Here is a 17,764-nt window from a genome sequence, read left to right on the forward strand (position 1 = left end):
CACAAATAAATTTGCCGTTTTAGCAAGTTTAAAATGTTTCAACCTTGGGCAGCTTTGAAGGTGGCTGGGTTAACATATTTTGAATAGATTAGAAAAGTTAAAAAGGAAGTTCACATGATTTTATCTTTTAAGGATCTACAGTTTATTATTGAAGCTATTGAGTTTCGGATCGAGACATACCAAGAACATCTGAATGATGAAGATTTAGATGAGGATGAAGCATCGGATATTGGCAACGATTGCGGTTTTTTAGAAGCACTCCGCCAAGATTTGGTGACAGCTATTAAGGATGGCAATCTGCCTAAGATAGCAGAATCTTCTGAAGGTTTATATCAAGAAGTGAGAAAATGATGAGAGCGATCGTTATTCGATTTGAAGGGAGGGAAAAGGGGCGATCGCGCCTCGGTTCATTAAGGGCGATCGCACTGAAAAATGATGTAAAATGAAGGGCGTTAACAAAGCTATCTCTATGAATCAGACTGACTCATCAGATAGATCCGCATCTGCTGGCTAGGGGAGACCATTACAAGGTAAAGCAGGAATTGAGCGTCCGTTACTTCTAAGTTCGTCTAAACTGCCTTGAAGCTGTGCTAATCCACACAAAGCGCGTGGACATCGATCGGCTGATGCTTGCATAGTATTGGAACCCGTGCATTTGGCATTTCGCACTCTGATAACTGATGTGCCCTGATTTGGACAAGGTGCCCAAAGTCCTGATGTGTAGAAACAAAAAGCCTGCCCAGTATCGGGGTTGGTGTATGTTTGTGGTGCTGCTACCTGTCCCCAAGGGCTACCCTGTGGTTGTCCATAACCCTGCGCTAAGATTGTTGAGTTATTATCTGTAAAGTTTTGATTAGTAACTGTAGTGGGTGGTCCTAGGTTAGCATTAGCCATTTGAGTACCTTTAAGGATAGCCCCACTGAGAGTAAAAAGAGCTGCGATCGCTAAAATTCCTAGTTTTTTGTTCATTGCCTTAGTAAACAAATGATGTGTGCAGAAATAATTTAAGCTTGTAATAACATAAGGGCGATCGCGCTTCAGAAAAAGAAAGAGCGATCGCGCGCAGCGACACTAAGCAGGAAGTTCGCTGAATTTTGAACAAATCCAAGGCCACCCTGATTTGTTAATTACCTATATTGCTTGTACGAGGAGATTGTTGTTCATCCTGTGTGTCTTCTATTCGTTTTATGATCCTTCCGGCTGACTCACACCTATCCTTGACTGCTCCTAGAGCAAAGATAGCCTTACTTTGGTCATCTTTATATGAGAGTGCCTCCACTACACCTTTGAGGCAGCCGCTTACTGTCTGAGTCTCTGCTTTAGATCGCTTAAGTTCCTCTTGGTTTCGAGTAATTTCTGCTCCGCGAGCACCAGAAGTGTCACGAAGATCTTTCATCTCGTTATCTTTCTCCTTAATCTCTTTATCTTTTTCCTCGCTCTGTTTTTTAAACTCGTCTCGCTCCTTTTGAGCTTGTTGTAACTGAGTTTGAGTGCTAACTAGCTGATTATTCACATTCGAGTAGGCAACAAAGCCACCGATTCCCATGAGGACAATACCGAGGCCAAGACTAACGATACCAATCGTATTATTACTGCTACTCATAATGCTCCCTCCTACAGGAAGTTTTTTGATTTGTTATAGCTATCCAATTGACTGTTGAAAGTACAGTTGTGCTTGTAAATATAGAATATTTTTGTGTCAATATTCAAGTTGTATCTAGTCATAAAAAGTCATTAAATGTAATGAGTTTTACAAAGCCTTATTCCATTAAAAGTAAGATTTAATCATTTCGGCTGTAAAATGTCATAAAATATATGCTAAAATAACGAAAACCGTCACAACTACTCGACCAATGGACGTTCAAGAAGTCTTGAGATTTGCCGACGAAATGGTTTTCGCCAAAACAGGAGAGCACTTGGACGATCTGCAAAAAGCTATCCTGCTGGGTGTATGGGAAGGTCAAAAATACTCTCAAATCGCAGAAACATCATATTGTAGCGAAGGTCACATCAGAAATATCGCCTCAAAATTATGGAAGCGTTTATCAAATGTATTAGATGAAGAAGTAACTCAATCGAATTTACGATCGGCAATTGAGAGACGACAATTATTCATCATTTCAGAAAATTCGGGAAACGATTTTTTTATTGGTAACGTCAATGTCTGTGCAGATAACCAATCTCCAGAAGTTCCAAAAGATCGATCGCCCTCAACCCCCACATCAAACACATCCAAACCCCAAACCAGAGTAGACTTAGCAGACGCACCTCACATTTCATCATTGTCCGATCGCACATCCGAACTCGCCACCCTCGAAAAATGGATTGTCCAAGAAAAGTGCAACCTCGCAGCAATATTAGGAATAAGCGGCCTTGGCAAAACCGCACTTTCCCTCCACCTCATCCAAAAAATTCAACATAACTTTGAATGCGTAATTTGGCGAAGTCTGGGCCACTCCCCACCCTTAGAAACTACCCTAAAAAATCTCATTCAATTTATCGCCAATCAATACCCCCCCAACCCCCCCTTGGCAAGGGGGGGCGAAGAGGGGTTTTTACCTACCAGCATCCCAGAGCGACTTTCCCTGTTAATGGAATATCTGCGAAAAAACCGCTGTCTCATTATCCTCGACGACGTGCAAGCCATTCTGGGTAGCGGACAACTAGCAGGAAATTACCGCCCAGAATGCGAAAATTACAGCATCCTCTTCAGACAAATTGGAGAGACAACTCACAACAGTTGTTTAATCCTCAACAGTTGGGAACCTCCCAGAGAAATTATTGCTTTAAAAGGTGAAAATTCACCAGTTCGCACTTTACAACTCAAAGGAATATGTGCAGCCACTACCGAAATTTTCCGACAAAAAAGATTACTCAATCCCGAAACATGGGAAAACCTAATTAATACCTACCGAGGCAATCCATTGTGGTTGAAAATAGTCGCCGCCACCATTCAAGAAATATTCCGAGGTAGGGTTGCAGAATTTTTGAAATATGATATGCTCTTCTTAGGTGAAGAATTGGCAGCAACATTGCACCCGCAGATAAATCGTTTGTCAGAATTAGAAAAAAAGCTTATCTCCCATCTCAGCCTCGAAGCGAATCCAGTTTCCCTAGAGCAATTGCTAAAAAATGCCGAGTTATCGCCTTCGGAGTTATTCGATGGGCTGCAATCTTTGGGGAGGCGATCGCTCGTTGAAACTGAGGAACAGGAAAATGAAACTTTATTCAATCTTTGTCCTGTGGTGAGACAATATGTGATATCAAATCCGGTTTGTTGACGCTTTCGGTGCAGTCCGGCAGTCCGGCAGTCCGGCAGTCCGGCAGTCCGGCAGTCCGGCAGTCCGGCAGTCCGACAGTCCGGCAGTCCGGCAGTCCGGCAGTCCGGCAGTCCGGCAGTCCGACAGTCCGGCAGTCCGACAGTCCGGCAGTCCGACAGTCCGGCAGTCCGACAGGGGTTTAAACCCCTGCCTCATAGCTAAAGTCGGTTAAAACCGACTAGAGAATGCGATCGAAAATGCCATTAATTGTAGTCCTCTTTGAGAGGACTTTCGCTATGAGACAGGGGTTTTTAACCCCTGTCGGACTGTCGGACTGTCGGACTGTCGGACTGTCGGACTGGAACTGAAACGAGAGATTCGATCGCAAATATGAATACTTGTGAACCTTCATTAACTAAAACAGAATTAAGAAAATCTCTCCTTCAAACCCGCAAATCCCTATCAGCACAAGAATGGAGACAAAAGAGCGATCGCCTTTGCAACCACCTACAAACCTCCTCCCTATTCACCCAAGCAAAAACAATCCTCGGCTACTTCAGTTTTCGCCAAGAACCAGACTTAAGTCCCCTATTTACCACCCCTAAAAAATGGGGATTTCCCTGCTGTGTCGGCAAAGAGCTATCCTGGCACGTCTGGCAGCCCGGAGACCTTTTACATACAGGAGCTTATGGCATTCTCGAACCGCTGCCTGATGCTCCTAAAATAGACCAATCAGAGGTAGATTTAATCCTTGTACCAGCCGTGGGTTGCGATTTGCGTGGCTATCGTTTGGGCTACGGTGGTGGCTATTATGACAGGATGTTCAGTAAAGCTGAGTGGGAATCAAAAATTGCGATCGGCATTATCTTTGAATTTGCCTTGAAGCCACAACTTCCTGTTGACTCCTGGGACAAACCTCTGTATGGAATTTGCACAGAAAGCGGTAATCTAAAGTCTAAAATCTAAAATCTAAAATCCTATGGCTTCACGCTACGTTCGAGTTAAAACAACACAAGGACAAATACATTACGGTTTACTGCAACTGAGCCGCAGCGTTAAGGTACTTGATGCACCTCCCTGGTTACAAGGAGAACCCACTGATTTGGAACTCCCACCAGATAGTTACCAAATTCTCGCCCCGTGCTCTCCCAGCAAAATTATAGCCGTGGGCAAAAATTATAGCGACCACGCCGCCGAAATGGGAGGTTCCGTACCTGAAGAACCGCTACTGTTTTTCAAGCCTCCTACGGCTGTTATTCCCACGGGTGGGGCGATTCGCTATCCGCAGCAGTCGGAAAGAGTAGACTACGAGGGAGAATTGGCCCTGGTAATTGGCGAACATTGTACTCAGTGCTCTCCAGAAGAAGCGCAGGGCAAAATTTGGGGTTATACGATCGCGAATGATATCACAGCTAGAGATTTGCAAAAGCGGGACAACCAGTGGGCGAGGGCGAAAGGTTTTGATACATTTTGTCCCCTTGGGCCTTGGATTGTCCGCGAATTGAGTCCCGCTGCACAATTGCAGACTTTTGTCAATGACAGCGATCGCCCGGTACAATCCGATCGCATCGATCGCATGGTATTTTCCCCAGACTTTATCGTCTCCTACATCAGTCAAATCATGACTCTCCTTCCTGGTGACGTAATTCTGACTGGAACGCCAGAAGGAGTAGGGCCGCTGCAAATAGGCGATCGAGTTCGCATTGAAATAGAAGGTATTGGCAGTCTGGAAAATACAGTTATTAGTCAGTAGGAATTGGTAATTGGTAATTGGTAATTGGGAATTGGTAATTAGGCGTTATCACTAACAATGGTCAACAGTCAACAGTCAACTGTCAACTGTCAACTGTCAACTGTCAACTGTCAACTGTCAACTGTCAACTGACTAACGAACCTGCATATAAACTGCATCCGAAAGTGGAGGAATCTCTGCATAGCGTCCCAAGGCCGACTGAACAACTGCATAGACAAATGCAGCCACAACGCCTAAAAACACCATGTTATAGAGAGTTTCGGCAATAAATGCGATTTGAACCTTAGCTAAAATCGGCAAAACCAGACCGCATAGCATCAAAACAATGTCTAAAAGAATCGCCTGCATCGCGTTAAAGCGAATAAAGTGACTAATGTTTTCATTTCTCACAACCCCTAAATAGAGGGCAAAGAAAATCACCAAGCTAGCAAAGGGCAAACTATAAATTTGCATCAAGGGAGCTAGCGGTATGAACAACAGTTGGAGAACAGGAAACTGTTGAAACAGAAACCTGCCAAACATCAGCCCGTCAACCAGCGGTAGCAAATAAGGCAAAGAAGCAAAAATCCGGTCTGAAACAGTTGTAGACCCGCGCCAAGTCATAGTGAACTCTCCTGAGTCGATCGACTAACTATCAATTCCCATTAAATTCAGCATAACGCAGCAGCAGGCTCAGTTCCGACTCGCCCGGAATTTGCCCACACTCAGATCCCTGTAGATTCAGGGATACTTATATCAAGTCGGGTTAAATAGTCACCATGCCCCATGCCCCATGCCCTATGCCCTATGCCCTATGCCCTATGCCCGATAATTATTTAATATTAGCGATCGTGAAGCCCATTTGACACTCGTAGCGATCGGGCAAATTTTCCGTAGGTTTGCGAACCGGATGGCCGCAGCGGAGTTCGCCATCATTCCAGCGGGGTTGGCCAGTGCTAGAGGCCAGCAAACAACCTTGGCAAACACGCTGAGGGGCAAGCATCTGATTTTCCATTAAAATGACTAACATTTGATACCTCCGGCAGTTTCCACACCAGTAATTTCATTGTATGTCAGGACTTTGGAACAAACAGCTTAACCTGAACACAATGTAATATTTATGTCAATGGGGCGAAATCAGTAGTATCTTAAAAGATCGCAAATTCCCAATCCCCAATTTCTGAAGAGGTTGATTATTGTGACCAAGAATTTCTTGGTGGTACAAGCCCCCGGATCGATCCGTGGAATCAATCCTTGCATCTAAAATCTCAAATTCTCAAGCCCCCGACTCGATCCGTGGGGTCAATCCAAAATCCAAAATCCAAAATCTAAAATCTAAAATCTAAAATCGAATGACGGACTCTAACTTTGAATTTCTTTCCAAAACCGATCCCCTAATTGCGGATTTAATCGGGCAGGAACTCCAGCGCCAACGAGATCACCTAGAACTCATCGCCAGCGAAAACTTTACTTCCGCAGCGGTAATGGCAGCTCAAGGCTCTGTGCTGACAAATAAGTACGCCGAAGGATTGCCAACGAAACGCTACTATGGTGGCTGTGAATTTATTGACGGCATCGAGCAAATCGCGATCGATCGCGCGAAACAACTATTTGGAGCCGCCCACGCCAACGTCCAGCCCCACTCCGGCGCTCAAGCCAACTTTGCAGTGTTTTTGAGCTTACTAGAGCCAGGAGACGGAATTATGGGCATGGATTTGTCCCACGGCGGACACTTAACCCACGGTTCACCAGTCAACGTATCCGGCAAATGGTTCAAAGCTTTTCACTACGGTGTCAGCAAAGAAACAGAACAGTTAGACTACGACGAAATTTTGGCGATTGCCAAACAAAATCGACCGAAATTACTAATTTGCGGCTACTCAGCTTATTCGCGAATTATCAACTTTGAGAAATTTAGAGCCATCGCTGACGAAATCGGGGCTTATCTGCTCGCCGACATCGCCCACATCGCCGGGTTAGTCGCCACAGGGCACCACCCGAATCCTCTGCCTCACTGTCATGCAGTCACTACTACCACTCACAAAACCCTGCGCGGGCCCAGAGGCGGTTTGATTTTGACAAATGACCCAGAACTAGGCAAAAAGTTCGATAAAGCAGTGTTTCCTGGTAGTCAGGGCGGACCTTTGGAACACGTCATTGCTGGTAAAGCAGTAGCTTTTGGGGAAGCATTAAAGCCAGAATTTAAAACTTATTCTGGTCAAGTAATTGCAAATGCCGCTGCTTTAGCTGCACAGTTACAGCAGCGGGGTTTGAAACTGGTTTCTGGGGGTACGGATAATCACTTAATGTTAGTTGATTTGCAATCTATCAACATGACAGGTAAAGTAGCCGATCAATTAGTTAGCGGTGTGAATATTACAGCTAATAAAAATACGGTGCCTTTCGATCCAGCATCGCCCTTTGTTACCAGTGGTTTGAGACTTGGTTCCGCAGCGATGACAACCAGGGGTATGGGAACTACAGAATTTATCGAGATTGGTAATATTATTGCCGATCGACTGTTAAATCCTGAAGACGAAAGCGTGGCGGCGGATTGCTTGCGGCGAGTTGGCACCCTCTGCTCGCGCTTCCCCTTGTATCCTCACTTGTACCTGAAAGTCCCTGCCTTGGCTTAATTTTCCTGATTGACAAGGCGAAATTGGTAGTTGGGAGTGTACAGGTAAAAGGGCAATAGAGCAGGAGAAGATTGAGAGTTATAAGTTTTAAGCCCGGAATTAACAACTCTTTAACTTGCCACTTGTAACTCCCAACTCTCCGTATCTTAATCCCCCGGTCGCTATTCCAAGATTTTGCCTGGTTAAAAGCCATCTGAAATGTAGTAGACTCTGCCTGAAACCCAAATTACCCGACACTCTATACTGATTTCAGATGCTCCACCATCTGTTCTACCACCTACTAGCCTTTATCGTTTCCGCGATCGTCGTCCTATGGAGTACGCCAATAGTCAAAACCATTGGTCTCAAAAGCGGACGAGTTGATCGACCAGGCGATCGTAAAGTTCATCAACGCCCGATGGTACGCTTGGGAGGAGTATCTATCTTTCTCGGCACTATCATTGCTCTGGTAATTGTCTGGCTCTCAGGAGGCTTCATCGATGCTACCGGACAAATTCTCAATCGCAAAGACGAATACGAAATTTGGGGAGTCACCCTCGGCGGCATCGGATTCTTCCTCATCGGTTTAGCAGACGATTTATTTTCGCTTTCGGCACTAAGACGCTTGCTCATGCAAATTGGTGTATCCAGCATCGCTTGGATGGCTGGTGTACAAATTGAGTTTCTCACAGTTCCCTCCCTGGGACTGACAGATATTGGCTGGCTGAGTTTGCCAATTACCGTGATTTGGCTCGTCGGTATGGCCAACGCCATCAATTGGATTGACGGTTTGGACGGTTTGGCCGCGGGAGTTTCAGGGATTGCAGCAGTTGTGATGCTGATTGTCAGTCTGTCGATGAACCAACCAGCGGCGGCGTTAATTGCAGCAGCCTTAGCTGGCGGGACTTTGGGATTTCTGCGCTACAATTTCAATCCAGCTCAAATCTTTATGGGAGATGGAGGTGCCTATTTCATCGGCTTTACTCTGGCGGGAGTTGGAGTCGTTGGGTTAGTGAAAACTACGGCTATCACTTCTGTGTTGCTGCCATATTTGATTTTAGCTGTACCGATTTTAGATATGTCTGCGGTAATTCTCGATCGACTTCGCAACGGCAAGTCTCCGTTTATTGCTGACAAACGTCACCTCCACCACCGACTGCTCAATGCAGGATTATCCCATCGATTTGCAGTTTTATTTATTTACTCGCTGACACTGTGGGTGGGAAGTTTAGCTCTAGCTTTTTCGGTTCCCAGTGGCGTAGTCTATGCCATGGGAGCCACCAGTTTGTTGGGATATGCTAGCTGGAAAGTTTGGAGGCACGCAAGATAGTCATTAGTCATTAGTCATTAGTCATTAGTCATTAGTCATTAGTCATTAGTCATTAGTCATTAGTCATTTACTACCAATGTCCAATGCCCGATGCCCAATGCCCAATGCCCAATGCCCGATGCCCCATGCCCAATTCTTCAATCAAAAATCCACAATCTAAAATCAAATTGAATGGTTGCTGAAATTATTTGTGTTGGCACTGAATTGCTGTTAGGGGATATTCTCAATAGCAATTCTCAGTTTTTAGCTAAGGAGTTAGCAAGTTTGGGAATTCCTCACTACTATCAAACAGTGGTGGGTGACAATCCAGATCGCATTAAACAGGTGTTAAAAATAGCAGTAGGGCGATCGCAACTACTGTTGTTTACAGGAGGTCTAGGTCCAACACCAGACGACCTCACAGTCGAAACTATAGCGGATTATTTTGGTGTTCCCCTCCTAGAAAGACCGGAAATTATCGCTGACATCGAACACAAATTTGCTCAGCGGGGACGAAGCATGAGTAAGAGCAACCGCAAACAAGCTTTAATTCCAGAAGGTGCTGAGATTTTGCCAAATCGCACAGGTTCTGCACCGGGGATTATTTGGCAACCTGTTCCCAACGTCACAGTCATGACATTTCCCGGCGTACCAGCGGAAATGCACTTGATGTGGCGAGAAACCGCCGTTTCTTACCTGCAAAATAACGGCTGGTGCAGGGGCACTATTTACAGCCGCACATTAAAATTTTGGGGTATTGCTGAGTCAGCACTCGCCGAAAAAGTAGATAGTTTTCTAAATTTAACCAATCCTACTGTTGCTCCCTACGCCAATCACGGCGAAGTCAAATTGCGGATTTCAGCCCGCGCGGAGTCGGAAGCGGTGGCTAAAAACTTAATTGAGCCGATCGAACAACAGTTGCTACAGATTACTGGTCTAGACTGTTACGGTGTTGATACCGATACCCTCGCCTCGACTGTTGGTAAATTGCTGCTGTTGGGTGGCGAAACTCTCAGCGTGGCTGAATCCTGCACGGGAGGTGGGTTGGGGGCGATGCTGACTGGTGTTGCCGGCAGTTCGAGGTACTTTTGGGGCGGGATTATTTCCTATGACGATCGAGTTAAGGAAAAATTATTAGGTGTTAAGCCGCGAGATTTAGCCGAATTTGGGGCAGTCAGCCACCAAGTGGCAAAACAAATGGCAGTCGGAGTGCGGCAAGGGCTTAACACCAGTTGGGGATTGAGCATTACAGGCATCGCCGGGCCAGGAGGCGGCAGTGACGCTAAGCCGGTGGGACTGGTTTATATAGGTTTAGCCGGGCCTAATGGCGAGGTAGAGAGTTTTGAATACCGCTTTGGCGATGCGCGCACCCGCGATTGGATTAGAAATCTGAGTGCTTGTACGGCGCTCGATCGACTCCGACGTCAACTTTTGTTGACAGAAGCTCAAAAAAGCTGAAATGAATTGTAAATTGTCAAGAGGTAAAAGTAATCTTAATTTTTATTTAAGGCTGAAGGAGCCGAAACAGTTCCGTAATTTCTCGCTTCCCTCTTGATTATCTGTAAAGATTCGTTATGATAATAAGATAAGACTGATTGGCAAATACACTCCCTCTCGCGGTTGCTCGCAACAACTGGTCGAGAAAATTCAAGTTTGACTGTTGATTTCATGGTTATGCTTGCTTGTATTCAGAGAGTTGGCCGTCGGTTTAAGAATCAAGATTATAAAAAAAGGAGCTATCCGTTCAATGGAAGACATTGAAAAGGTGCTGGAACAAATCAAAGAATGGGTTCGCAAGCTGATCGAAGGATTGCTGAATCCAGAAGCTCAACCGGAACTGCAACCGATTCCAATTCCAGTCAACCAACCCAGACATCGTAGGTAGCGTGGACTGGCTTTAAGGTTTGAGAATTGAGATTTGAGAGTGGTTCTAAGACCGAAATCAAAACCCTCACACATTTTGTCGCGCTGGAAATTTTAAAATTGTTAAATATCCTGGTACTGCACGGCCCAAATCTCAATCTGCTGGGTCAGCGAGAACCTGGAGTCTATGGAGTAGCAACTTTAAATGATATAAACAAGTTGCTAGAGCAAGAAGCCCTTGCGCTCCAGGTGAAAGTCTCGATCCAGCAGTCTAATCATGAAGGAGTCTTGGTGGATGCCATTCATTCGATGTTAGGGCAGCACCAAGGCCTTTTAATTAATGCTGGAGCTTATACTCATACGAGTGTGGCAATTAGGGACGCGATCGCAGCCGTCAATTTGCCTGCGGTAGAAGTTCATTTGAGCAATATCTATCGGCGGGAAGATTTCCGGCACCACTCGTTTATAGCACCAGTGGCGATCGGGCAAATCAGTGGTTTTGGTTCAGAGAGTTATCGGCTAGGGCTGCAAGCTGTAGTTAGTCACTTGAAAAACCACTGACAATTTACCCAATACCAAGCTCCCCGAATTCTTGTTTAAGAAATCGGGGAGTTAATACCCATGGAATTAAGATAATTTTTTTGACTCGGAAGCCAGTGATATCAAATCCGTTGACATCGGAATTATTATTTCTCTCTTCTCTTTCTCTGTGTCCTCTGTGTTCTCTGTGGTTTAATCATTCCGATACAACCGGAAACGATATGATTAGAGGTTCGCTAGGACTGGAAAAAATTAAGAGAAACCCCAAAATAACCAATAACAAATAACCAATAACAAATAACCAATAACAAATAACCAATAACAAATAACCAATAACAAATAACCAATAACAAATAACCAATAATATCGTTTCCTGCTGCATCGTCAGGTGATTTAACCGGACCTAGAACGCAGAGAACACAGAGGGAGATAAGAGAGATGAACACAGGACGATGTTACCGGATTTGATATAACCAATAACCACTAACAAATATGCGACATTCTCTATTGAACAAGTTTCAAGGAACCTTACTGGGTTGCGCTTTAGGAGATTTTATAGGAATTCAATATCAGAAACAACTTCTAGGTATTCTCCCCAAAACATCAGAATTGCCACCGATTTTACAACTGACTAAACACCAACCATTGCCCATGAATGGGGCAAATTTGCGATGGAAATCGTCCGACGGTAAACTTTCAACTGGCACAAACTCATCCGAGTGCTGGATGCGGGCTCTAACCGGAGCTCAAAGTTTAATTAGGTGTAGCGGTTTAGATTTAAAAGATTGGCGCGATACTTGGGAAACATTTGCTCAGTCTGAGCTTTACCATTCGCCAAACACAGAAGCTAAAAGTATACTTAACCCTTGTGAAGCTGCGGTTGCTGCATTGCCAACAGCACTGTTTTATCACGAAAATAAAGCCAAGCTCCGAGCAAAACTCATGCTGGCGACAGATGTTTGGCACAACCAAAGGGCTTCAGAATGTCAGACAGGAGTTTTAGCAGTAGGGTATGCGATCGCCCGATCGCTCAAAGAAAAACTTGACCCCGCGACGGCAATTCCTGAAACAATTACCTACCTGGCAACAGATAATGCTTTAACCGAGCTGCTTTCACAAGTACAAATATTATTAGAAAAGGGAACAGATTTAGAAACAGCAAAAAACCATCTCTGCAAAAGCGCCATAGCTTTGGAAGAAAGCCATACCAAGGGTGAAAAAAAATCACAAACCAACTCTATTGTCAACCCAGGAAATTTCATTTCGATGGCGATCGCTTTCTACTGCTTCTTAAGTACCCCAGAAGATTTGCGTTTGTCAGTTTTCCGCGCTGCCCGGTGTGGCATCGCACCACCGCTAACTTGCTCGCTGACGGGAGCTTTGTCAGGATCTTACAATGGTGCTGCCGCGATTCCTGTAGAATGGCGATCTAGACATTCGGCTGCGGTGGCATCTAACTTGGCAGCCGAGGGGCCAGAGCCCTCGGTCTGTTTAACGGCTACGGATGCCAAAATCAAACAGCTAGCTCATCACCTATTTGCCGTCTGGAGTGGAGTTTACAGTCCCGATGCCGAAGGTGAACCCCCCATCCTGGGGGCAGTGGTGGCTGCACCTTATGTAATTAGATCTCGTAATTAAAAAAAACAGAATACCCAGATTCTTGACTTCTGAAACTGCTCCGACGATCTAACACAATAGGGTTTGATGCTTAATGAGAGCTACTCGTACCATCGCCAAACCATCGCCCACCATTCCAGTGGTCAATTTATGAACAAAGTTGGTTCGCCCATCGCTAATTTCGGCATCGATTTTAAAAACAGCAATATCGGTTGGATTTCAGACTGATGGGAGGTGTTCGATCGCAGGCTGTGGGGCCTGTGCCAAACACAGTAAATCTAACTGTGGGGTGGGCCCAAGAGTCCCTCGCTGCCAGCCTGATTGAGAATGCTGCAAGATGTTGGAGACCAACCATAATGGAAAGCTGTTTGCGCGATGAATCACATTATACAGGTTACTTTGCGAGTGCCCCCGTAGCGTCGATCGATATTACGGGGATGGAAATGCCCCGTGTCGCTTCCCTCTCAGGTCAGAAGACGCTGAGTTTCCGGCTTCCCGTGAAATTTTTATGAATACTCTCTCCTCATTGATGCGGCAAATAGAACAACTAGGGACTTCCCGCTCGCAGCGCCAACAGGTGGCTAAAGTGCAGCATGATGGTAGCAAACAAGAATCAGACGATCGCCCGCGCGACTCTATGCTCAACCGTTTTTTCCCGAAGAAATCCGATCGACCCAAAGGTTTTACTGGTTATAAAAGTAAAAATTCCCAATCCTACCTCAAAAATCAAGCTCGTTCCCCTGTCTTAGTGATCGTCGCCGTCATTTCCCTCAGCAGCACTCTGGGACACCGTTTTTACAACCAACCGAAACTAGATGTAGGCACAAAAGCTCCTCAGACAATTAAGGCCCCAGCTAGTGCCAAGGTTTCCGATCTCAAAACCACCGAAGAACAAAGGAAAGCAGCGCGGATTGGGGCGGTAGCGATATTGATGGTTGACGAGAATGCCGATCGCAAAATCTATCAAGAATTGCAACAATTTTTGCAACAAGGGACTGAACTGCGACGGGCGATCGGTCTTTTGCCTTTGGCCAGACCAGAATTGCTATCAACTAACGTTCAATTGTACCTGCGGAGCTGTCCAGAATGGGAGTGGCGATCGATCCTAGCGCAAGTAGGAGACGGTAGTACCAAAGCTACGCCCTTGAGTCTGGAGTCCAGCGATCCGACGCAGGCGACGGGAAATAAATCTCAACAAGATGCTGTCGTTCAACTGCAAGCTTACAGTCGATCGGTCTCCAAGGTAGATTTCAAAAATCTGACAGAGGGTATCTCCAAAGTTCGCCAGGGCTACCTTAACGCTTTGGAAGCAATGGAAACCAAATCGGTGTCCCGACTAGGACAGATTTATGATAATTCCCTGTTTGATTTGTCCGATACAGCTTGGCAGGAAACACAAAAGGGTATGAGTCTGGTAGCCAAAAAAATGCTGGCTCAAGGTATTCCCCAGGGTTTGCCCAAAGATATTTTAAAGGAAGCTGTGAGACTGCAAGTGGCCGACTCAGTGCCTGGGGTATCGCAAAATTTGGCCATAGAAGCTTTAACAGCGATTTTACAGCCCAATCTGGTGCGAGATTCCGAAGAAACCAAACAGCTAGCGGAATTAGCAGCCCAAAAGGTGCAAGTGGTGACACTAGAAGTAAACCAGGGCCAGATCATTGTGGCAGAAGGACAAGAGATCTCTCAACAAGATTTCGTGTTACTCGACTATTTCGGTTTGAGTAGGCGGGGTGTGAATTGGTTGGGGTTGGCGGGCTTTGTCTGCTTAGTTGGGGCGGCGATTGGGATCGTGCTACTGGTAGAAAGGCATTATCGCTTGCGCCGCAGAGATCACTTGCTGCTGTTGCTGTTGACTTTGAGCGCGCCTGTGTTGGTGAGTTTGGGGCTGCCTTGGACAACTTTGCCAGCGATCGGCATTTTAGCAAGCGGCTTCTACGGTTCTGCCGTGGGGGTTACTGTGGTGGGGCTGTTGTCACTGGTGTTACCCATTGGCTTGGAAATTGAGTTGATTCATTTGGTGGCTAGCGCGGCGGCGGGATTGCTGGGTGCTTTGATGGCGAGCAGGTTGCGATCGCGCGAAGAATTGGCTCTCTTGGGCGTAGCGATCGGCTTAACTCAGGGCATCGTTTATCTGGTGGGGACAATGATTGCCAGCGTCGCTGCCGGCTCTATTTGGTACGTTGTGCTCGGTACCGTGGGTGCCCAAAGTTTGGCCGGTTTAGCTTGGAGCGTTGTAGCTCTGGGCATCAGCCCTTATTTAGAACACGTTTTTGACTTGATTACCCCCATCCGACTAGCAGAATTGGCTAATCCCAATCGTCCCCTATTGAAGAAGTTGGCTGCGGAGGCTCCTGGGACTTTTCAGCACACGCTGTTTGTGGCTAGTTTGGCCGAAGCGGCGGCGCGGGAACTGGGTTGCAATGTAGAGCTAGTTAGAACTGGCACATTATACCATGATATTGGCAAAATGCACGACCCGATCGGATTTTGCGAAAATCAAATGGGCGGGGGTAATAAACATGATGAAATTAATGACCCTTGGGCCAGTGCCCAGATTATTAAAAAGCACGTTAGTGAAGGCTTAGTGATGGCACGAAAATATAGATTGCCGAAGGCGATTCAGGCGTTTATTCCTGAACACCAAGGGACGATGTTGATTGCTTATTTCTATCACCAAGCAAAGCAAATTGTGGCTCAGGAATCGGCAGATTTAAAGATGGCTGTGGCCGATGGGCATAATTCAACAACAACAACGTTAACTATGGAAAGTCGGGAAGTGAGGGAAGAGGATTTTCGCTACAATGGGCCGATTCCTCAGTCACGGGAAACTGGGATTGTGATGGTGGCGGATTCCTGTGAGGCTGCTTTGCGATCGCTCAAGGATGCCACTCACGAGGAGGCTTTGAGTATGGTTAACAAGATTTTGAGAGCTCGTTGGCAGGATAATCAGTTGATTGATTCGGGTTTGACGCGGGAGGATATGTCTCTGATTGCGGAGATTTTTGTGCGGGTTTGGGAACAGTTCAATCATAAGCGAATTGCTTATCCTAGTGCAGTTTTTACTCCGAGATAAGGGGAATTTGGATGGAAAGAGTGGTTTAATCATTCAACAACAACTAACTATACGATCGGTAATAGGTCGTAAGATTAAATGAACCGCGAAGGCGCGAAGGACGCAAAGGAAGAGAAAGAAGAAGAAGAAGAAGATGCAGTTCTGACTTCGCGCTCTTTGTGTCTTTGTGGTTTAATCATTCCGATGCAACCTGATTTGAGCTAACGCGGATTTTTAAGATGGATATTATCCTTTGACTCCCGTCGCTGTTTCTGTGGGTACAATGTATTTTTGCAATATCAAAAATAGTCCTAAAACTGGTACTATGGAAATAATAGAACCCGCCGCCACTAAACGCCAATCTAAGGAAAATGTCCCGGCTAAATTAGCGACTCCTAGAGGCAAAGTATAATATTCTGGTCTGTCTAAAACTAGCAGCGGCCACAAAAAGTCACTCCAAGAACCGATAAATACGAAAATCCCTAACGTGACTAATGCTGGCTTAATTGCTGGAATCATAATGTGCCACCAAATGCCTAATTCGCTACACCCATCAATGCGGGCGGCTTCTTCTAATTCTTTGGGAACTGCCAGGAATGCTTGGCGCAGTAAAAATATGCCGAATGCTGAGGCTAATCCGGGAAAAATTACGCCTAAATAACTATTTTTTAGTCCTAGTTGTACAGTTAATACATATAGAGGAATCATCACGATTTGGAAGGGAATCATGATGGTGGAAACGATCGCAATTAAGATGGTTTCGCGGCCTCGAAAATTGAGTCTGGCTAAGGGATAGGCGGCCAGGGCACAAAATAGGACGTTGATGCTAACGGTGAGGGTGGCAATTAGGGTGCTGTTGAAGAGGTAGCGCCCGAAGGGGTTTGTTTCCCAAACTTTGATGAAGTTTTCTAGGGTGGGCTGTTGGGGCCACAGTTGGGGGGGAAATTGAAAGATGTTTTCGGCTGGGGATTTGAGGGATGTACTCAGCAGCCACAACAGGGGGAATAGCATTAACAGGGCGATCGCGCTCATCATACCGTACATCCACAGGGTCTGCCACTGGGAGGGAGTGCTGTTTGGGGAATTTGGTTTTTTAGTTTTGAAATTGTTCATTGTTGGGATATGATAATAAGTCCTTGCTTCGCGAGAAGCCTTGTTGTCCATAAGGGATTTTTGGCATGAAACCGTTTATTTACGAAACAATGTACATTCTGCGCCCAGATTTGGGTGAAGAAATGACCGATCAGGCGATCGCGAAATATCAAACTATTTTGCGCGATCAAGGTGCGGAAAATATCGAAACCCAGCACCGTGGGAAGCGTCGTTTGGCTTATGAAATCGGCAAGCACCGCGACGGAGTATACGTTCAAATGAACTATACAGCTCCTGGCGCTGCCATTTTCCCTATGGAACGCGCCATGCGTTTGAGTGAAGAAGTGATTCGCTATTTGACAATCAAGCAAGATGTCCCAGATGCGCCTGAAGCGGAAGCCGAAGAAGTAGCTGCTGAGTAGGTTCAGGAGTTTGTAGTGAAGGAGACGGCAGTGCCCAAAGCGTGTCAACTTAAGGTACAACCAATAGTCCGGCAGGGGTTTCAACCCCTGCCTCAAAGCTAAAGTCCTCTAAAAGAGGACTAATGAGTTGAGATTCTTCTCTTCAGTCCTCTTTGAGAGGACTTTCGCTATTAGACAGGGACTTCAGTCCCTGGCGGACTCGCGGGATGACTAACGGACTTGGCGGGCTGACAGCTTAAGTTGACACTCCTTGGGCAATGCC

At 45.9% G+C, this 17,764-nt stretch carries 20 protein-coding genes; 15 read left to right on the forward strand and 5 right to left on the reverse strand.

Translation table 11 applies throughout. The features are described from left to right. Positions 1–114 precede the first annotated feature (114 nt). Positions 115–351 carry a hypothetical protein gene (locus AAFP11_RS02845; protein ID WP_341735655.1) on the forward strand — a complete coding sequence of 79 codons (237 nt, stop codon included), beginning with the start codon at positions 115–117 and terminating at the stop codon, positions 349–351. A 159-nt stretch (positions 352–510) separates the two neighbouring features. Here the strand turns inward: AAFP11_RS02845 and AAFP11_RS02850 are convergent, their stop codons facing one another. Next, positions 511–969: a hypothetical protein gene (locus tag AAFP11_RS02850; RefSeq protein WP_341735656.1), complete on the reverse strand. Its 459-nt coding sequence runs from the start codon at positions 967–969 to the stop codon at positions 511–513. A 154-nt stretch (positions 970–1,123) separates the two neighbouring features. Further along, the gene (locus AAFP11_RS02855; RefSeq protein WP_341735657.1) at positions 1,124–1,603 is read right to left on the reverse strand and encodes a hypothetical protein; all 480 of its coding nucleotides are present in this window, start codon (positions 1,601–1,603) and stop codon (positions 1,124–1,126) included. Positions 1,604–1,853: 250 nt separating this feature from the next. Between AAFP11_RS02855 and AAFP11_RS02860 the strand changes: the two genes are divergently transcribed. The 4 genes from AAFP11_RS02860 (at position 1,854) to AAFP11_RS02875 (ending at position 5,013) form a co-directional block, all read left to right on the forward strand. Continuing rightward, the gene (locus AAFP11_RS02860) at positions 1,854–3,281 is read left to right on the forward strand and encodes an NB-ARC domain-containing protein (protein ID WP_341735658.1); all 1,428 of its coding nucleotides are present in this window, start codon (positions 1,854–1,856) and stop codon (positions 3,279–3,281) included. After that, entirely contained in the window at positions 3,278–3,463 is a 186-nt protein-coding gene (locus AAFP11_RS02865) for a hypothetical protein (RefSeq protein ID WP_341735659.1), read from the forward strand. Before AAFP11_RS02860 ends, AAFP11_RS02865 begins: the two co-directional genes overlap by 4 nt. Positions 3,464–3,650: 187 nt before the next feature. Beyond that, positions 3,651–4,226, forward strand: a complete 576-nt coding sequence (locus AAFP11_RS02870; protein WP_341735660.1) for a 5-formyltetrahydrofolate cyclo-ligase — start codon at positions 3,651–3,653, stop codon at positions 4,224–4,226. Between the two features lie 13 nt (positions 4,227–4,239). Next, positions 4,240–5,013: a fumarylacetoacetate hydrolase family protein gene (locus AAFP11_RS02875; RefSeq protein ID WP_341735661.1), complete on the forward strand. Its 774-nt coding sequence runs from the start codon at positions 4,240–4,242 to the stop codon at positions 5,011–5,013. 132 nt (positions 5,014–5,145) lie between these two features. Here the strand turns inward: AAFP11_RS02875 and AAFP11_RS02880 are convergent, their stop codons facing one another. Together AAFP11_RS02880 and AAFP11_RS02885 are read right to left on the reverse strand one after the other, a co-directional pair. Then, positions 5,146–5,616 carry a Tic20 family protein gene (locus AAFP11_RS02880; protein ID WP_341733602.1) on the reverse strand — a complete coding sequence of 157 codons (471 nt, stop codon included), beginning with the start codon at positions 5,614–5,616 and terminating at the stop codon, positions 5,146–5,148. Positions 5,617–5,824: 208 nt separating this feature from the next. After that, the gene (locus tag AAFP11_RS02885) at positions 5,825–6,022 is read right to left on the reverse strand and encodes a hypothetical protein (protein WP_340518571.1); all 198 of its coding nucleotides are present in this window, start codon (positions 6,020–6,022) and stop codon (positions 5,825–5,827) included. A 322-nt stretch (positions 6,023–6,344) separates the two neighbouring features. Between AAFP11_RS02885 and glyA the strand changes: the two genes are divergently transcribed. The 9 genes from glyA to AAFP11_RS02930 all read left to right on the forward strand — a co-directional run bounded on the left by glyA (position 6,345) and on the right by AAFP11_RS02930 (position 16,213). Further along, positions 6,345–7,628 (forward strand): serine hydroxymethyltransferase, encoded by a 1,284-nt coding sequence (gene glyA, locus AAFP11_RS02890; protein ID WP_341735662.1) that lies wholly within the window; start codon positions 6,345–6,347, stop codon positions 7,626–7,628. Between the two features lie 253 nt (positions 7,629–7,881). Next, positions 7,882–8,937 (forward strand): MraY family glycosyltransferase, encoded by a 1,056-nt coding sequence (locus tag AAFP11_RS02895; RefSeq protein WP_341735663.1) that lies wholly within the window; start codon positions 7,882–7,884, stop codon positions 8,935–8,937. A 171-nt stretch (positions 8,938–9,108) separates the two neighbouring features. Beyond that, a complete protein-coding gene (locus AAFP11_RS02900) occupies positions 9,109–10,374 on the forward strand; it encodes a competence/damage-inducible protein A (protein ID WP_341735664.1) in 1,266 nt (421 codons plus the stop codon). 289 nt (positions 10,375–10,663) lie between these two features. Then, positions 10,664–10,801: a hypothetical protein gene (locus AAFP11_RS02905; RefSeq protein WP_340518576.1), complete on the forward strand. Its 138-nt coding sequence runs from the start codon at positions 10,664–10,666 to the stop codon at positions 10,799–10,801. A 98-nt stretch (positions 10,802–10,899) separates the two neighbouring features. Then, positions 10,900–11,340: a type II 3-dehydroquinate dehydratase gene (aroQ, locus tag AAFP11_RS02910; RefSeq protein WP_341735665.1), complete on the forward strand. Its 441-nt coding sequence runs from the start codon at positions 10,900–10,902 to the stop codon at positions 11,338–11,340. 471 nt (positions 11,341–11,811) lie between these two features. Further along, on the forward strand, positions 11,812–12,957 hold the full coding sequence (locus AAFP11_RS02915; RefSeq protein WP_341735666.1) for an ADP-ribosylglycohydrolase family protein: 1,146 nt from the start codon (positions 11,812–11,814) through the stop codon (positions 12,955–12,957). 191 nt (positions 12,958–13,148) lie between these two features. Further along, positions 13,149–13,448 carry a hypothetical protein gene (locus AAFP11_RS02920; RefSeq protein ID WP_341735667.1) on the forward strand — a complete coding sequence of 100 codons (300 nt, stop codon included), beginning with the start codon at positions 13,149–13,151 and terminating at the stop codon, positions 13,446–13,448. Continuing rightward, positions 13,445–16,009 (forward strand): HDIG domain-containing metalloprotein, encoded by a 2,565-nt coding sequence (locus AAFP11_RS02925; protein ID WP_341735668.1) that lies wholly within the window; start codon positions 13,445–13,447, stop codon positions 16,007–16,009. Before AAFP11_RS02920 ends, AAFP11_RS02925 begins: the two co-directional genes overlap by 4 nt. Before the next feature lie 78 nt (positions 16,010–16,087). Next, positions 16,088–16,213, forward strand: coding sequence for a hypothetical protein (locus AAFP11_RS02930; protein WP_341735669.1), 126 nt, complete (start codon positions 16,088–16,090; stop codon positions 16,211–16,213). 21 nt (positions 16,214–16,234) lie between these two features. On the opposite strand, the gene AAFP11_RS02935 is transcribed toward AAFP11_RS02930, so the two are convergent. Next, a complete protein-coding gene (locus AAFP11_RS02935; RefSeq protein WP_341733592.1) occupies positions 16,235–17,101 on the reverse strand; it encodes a carbohydrate ABC transporter permease in 867 nt (288 codons plus the stop codon). A 65-nt stretch (positions 17,102–17,166) separates the two neighbouring features. Between AAFP11_RS02935 and rpsF the strand changes: the two genes are divergently transcribed. Continuing rightward, positions 17,167–17,502, forward strand: a complete 336-nt coding sequence (gene rpsF, locus AAFP11_RS02940; RefSeq protein WP_341735670.1) for a 30S ribosomal protein S6 — start codon at positions 17,167–17,169, stop codon at positions 17,500–17,502. Positions 17,503–17,764 lie beyond the last annotated feature (262 nt).

Origin of the sequence: Microcoleus sp. CAWBG640 (assembly GCF_020883015.1) — a bacterium.
Taxonomy (GTDB): Bacteria; Cyanobacteriota; Cyanobacteriia; order Cyanobacteriales; family Microcoleaceae; genus Microcoleus; species Microcoleus anatoxicus.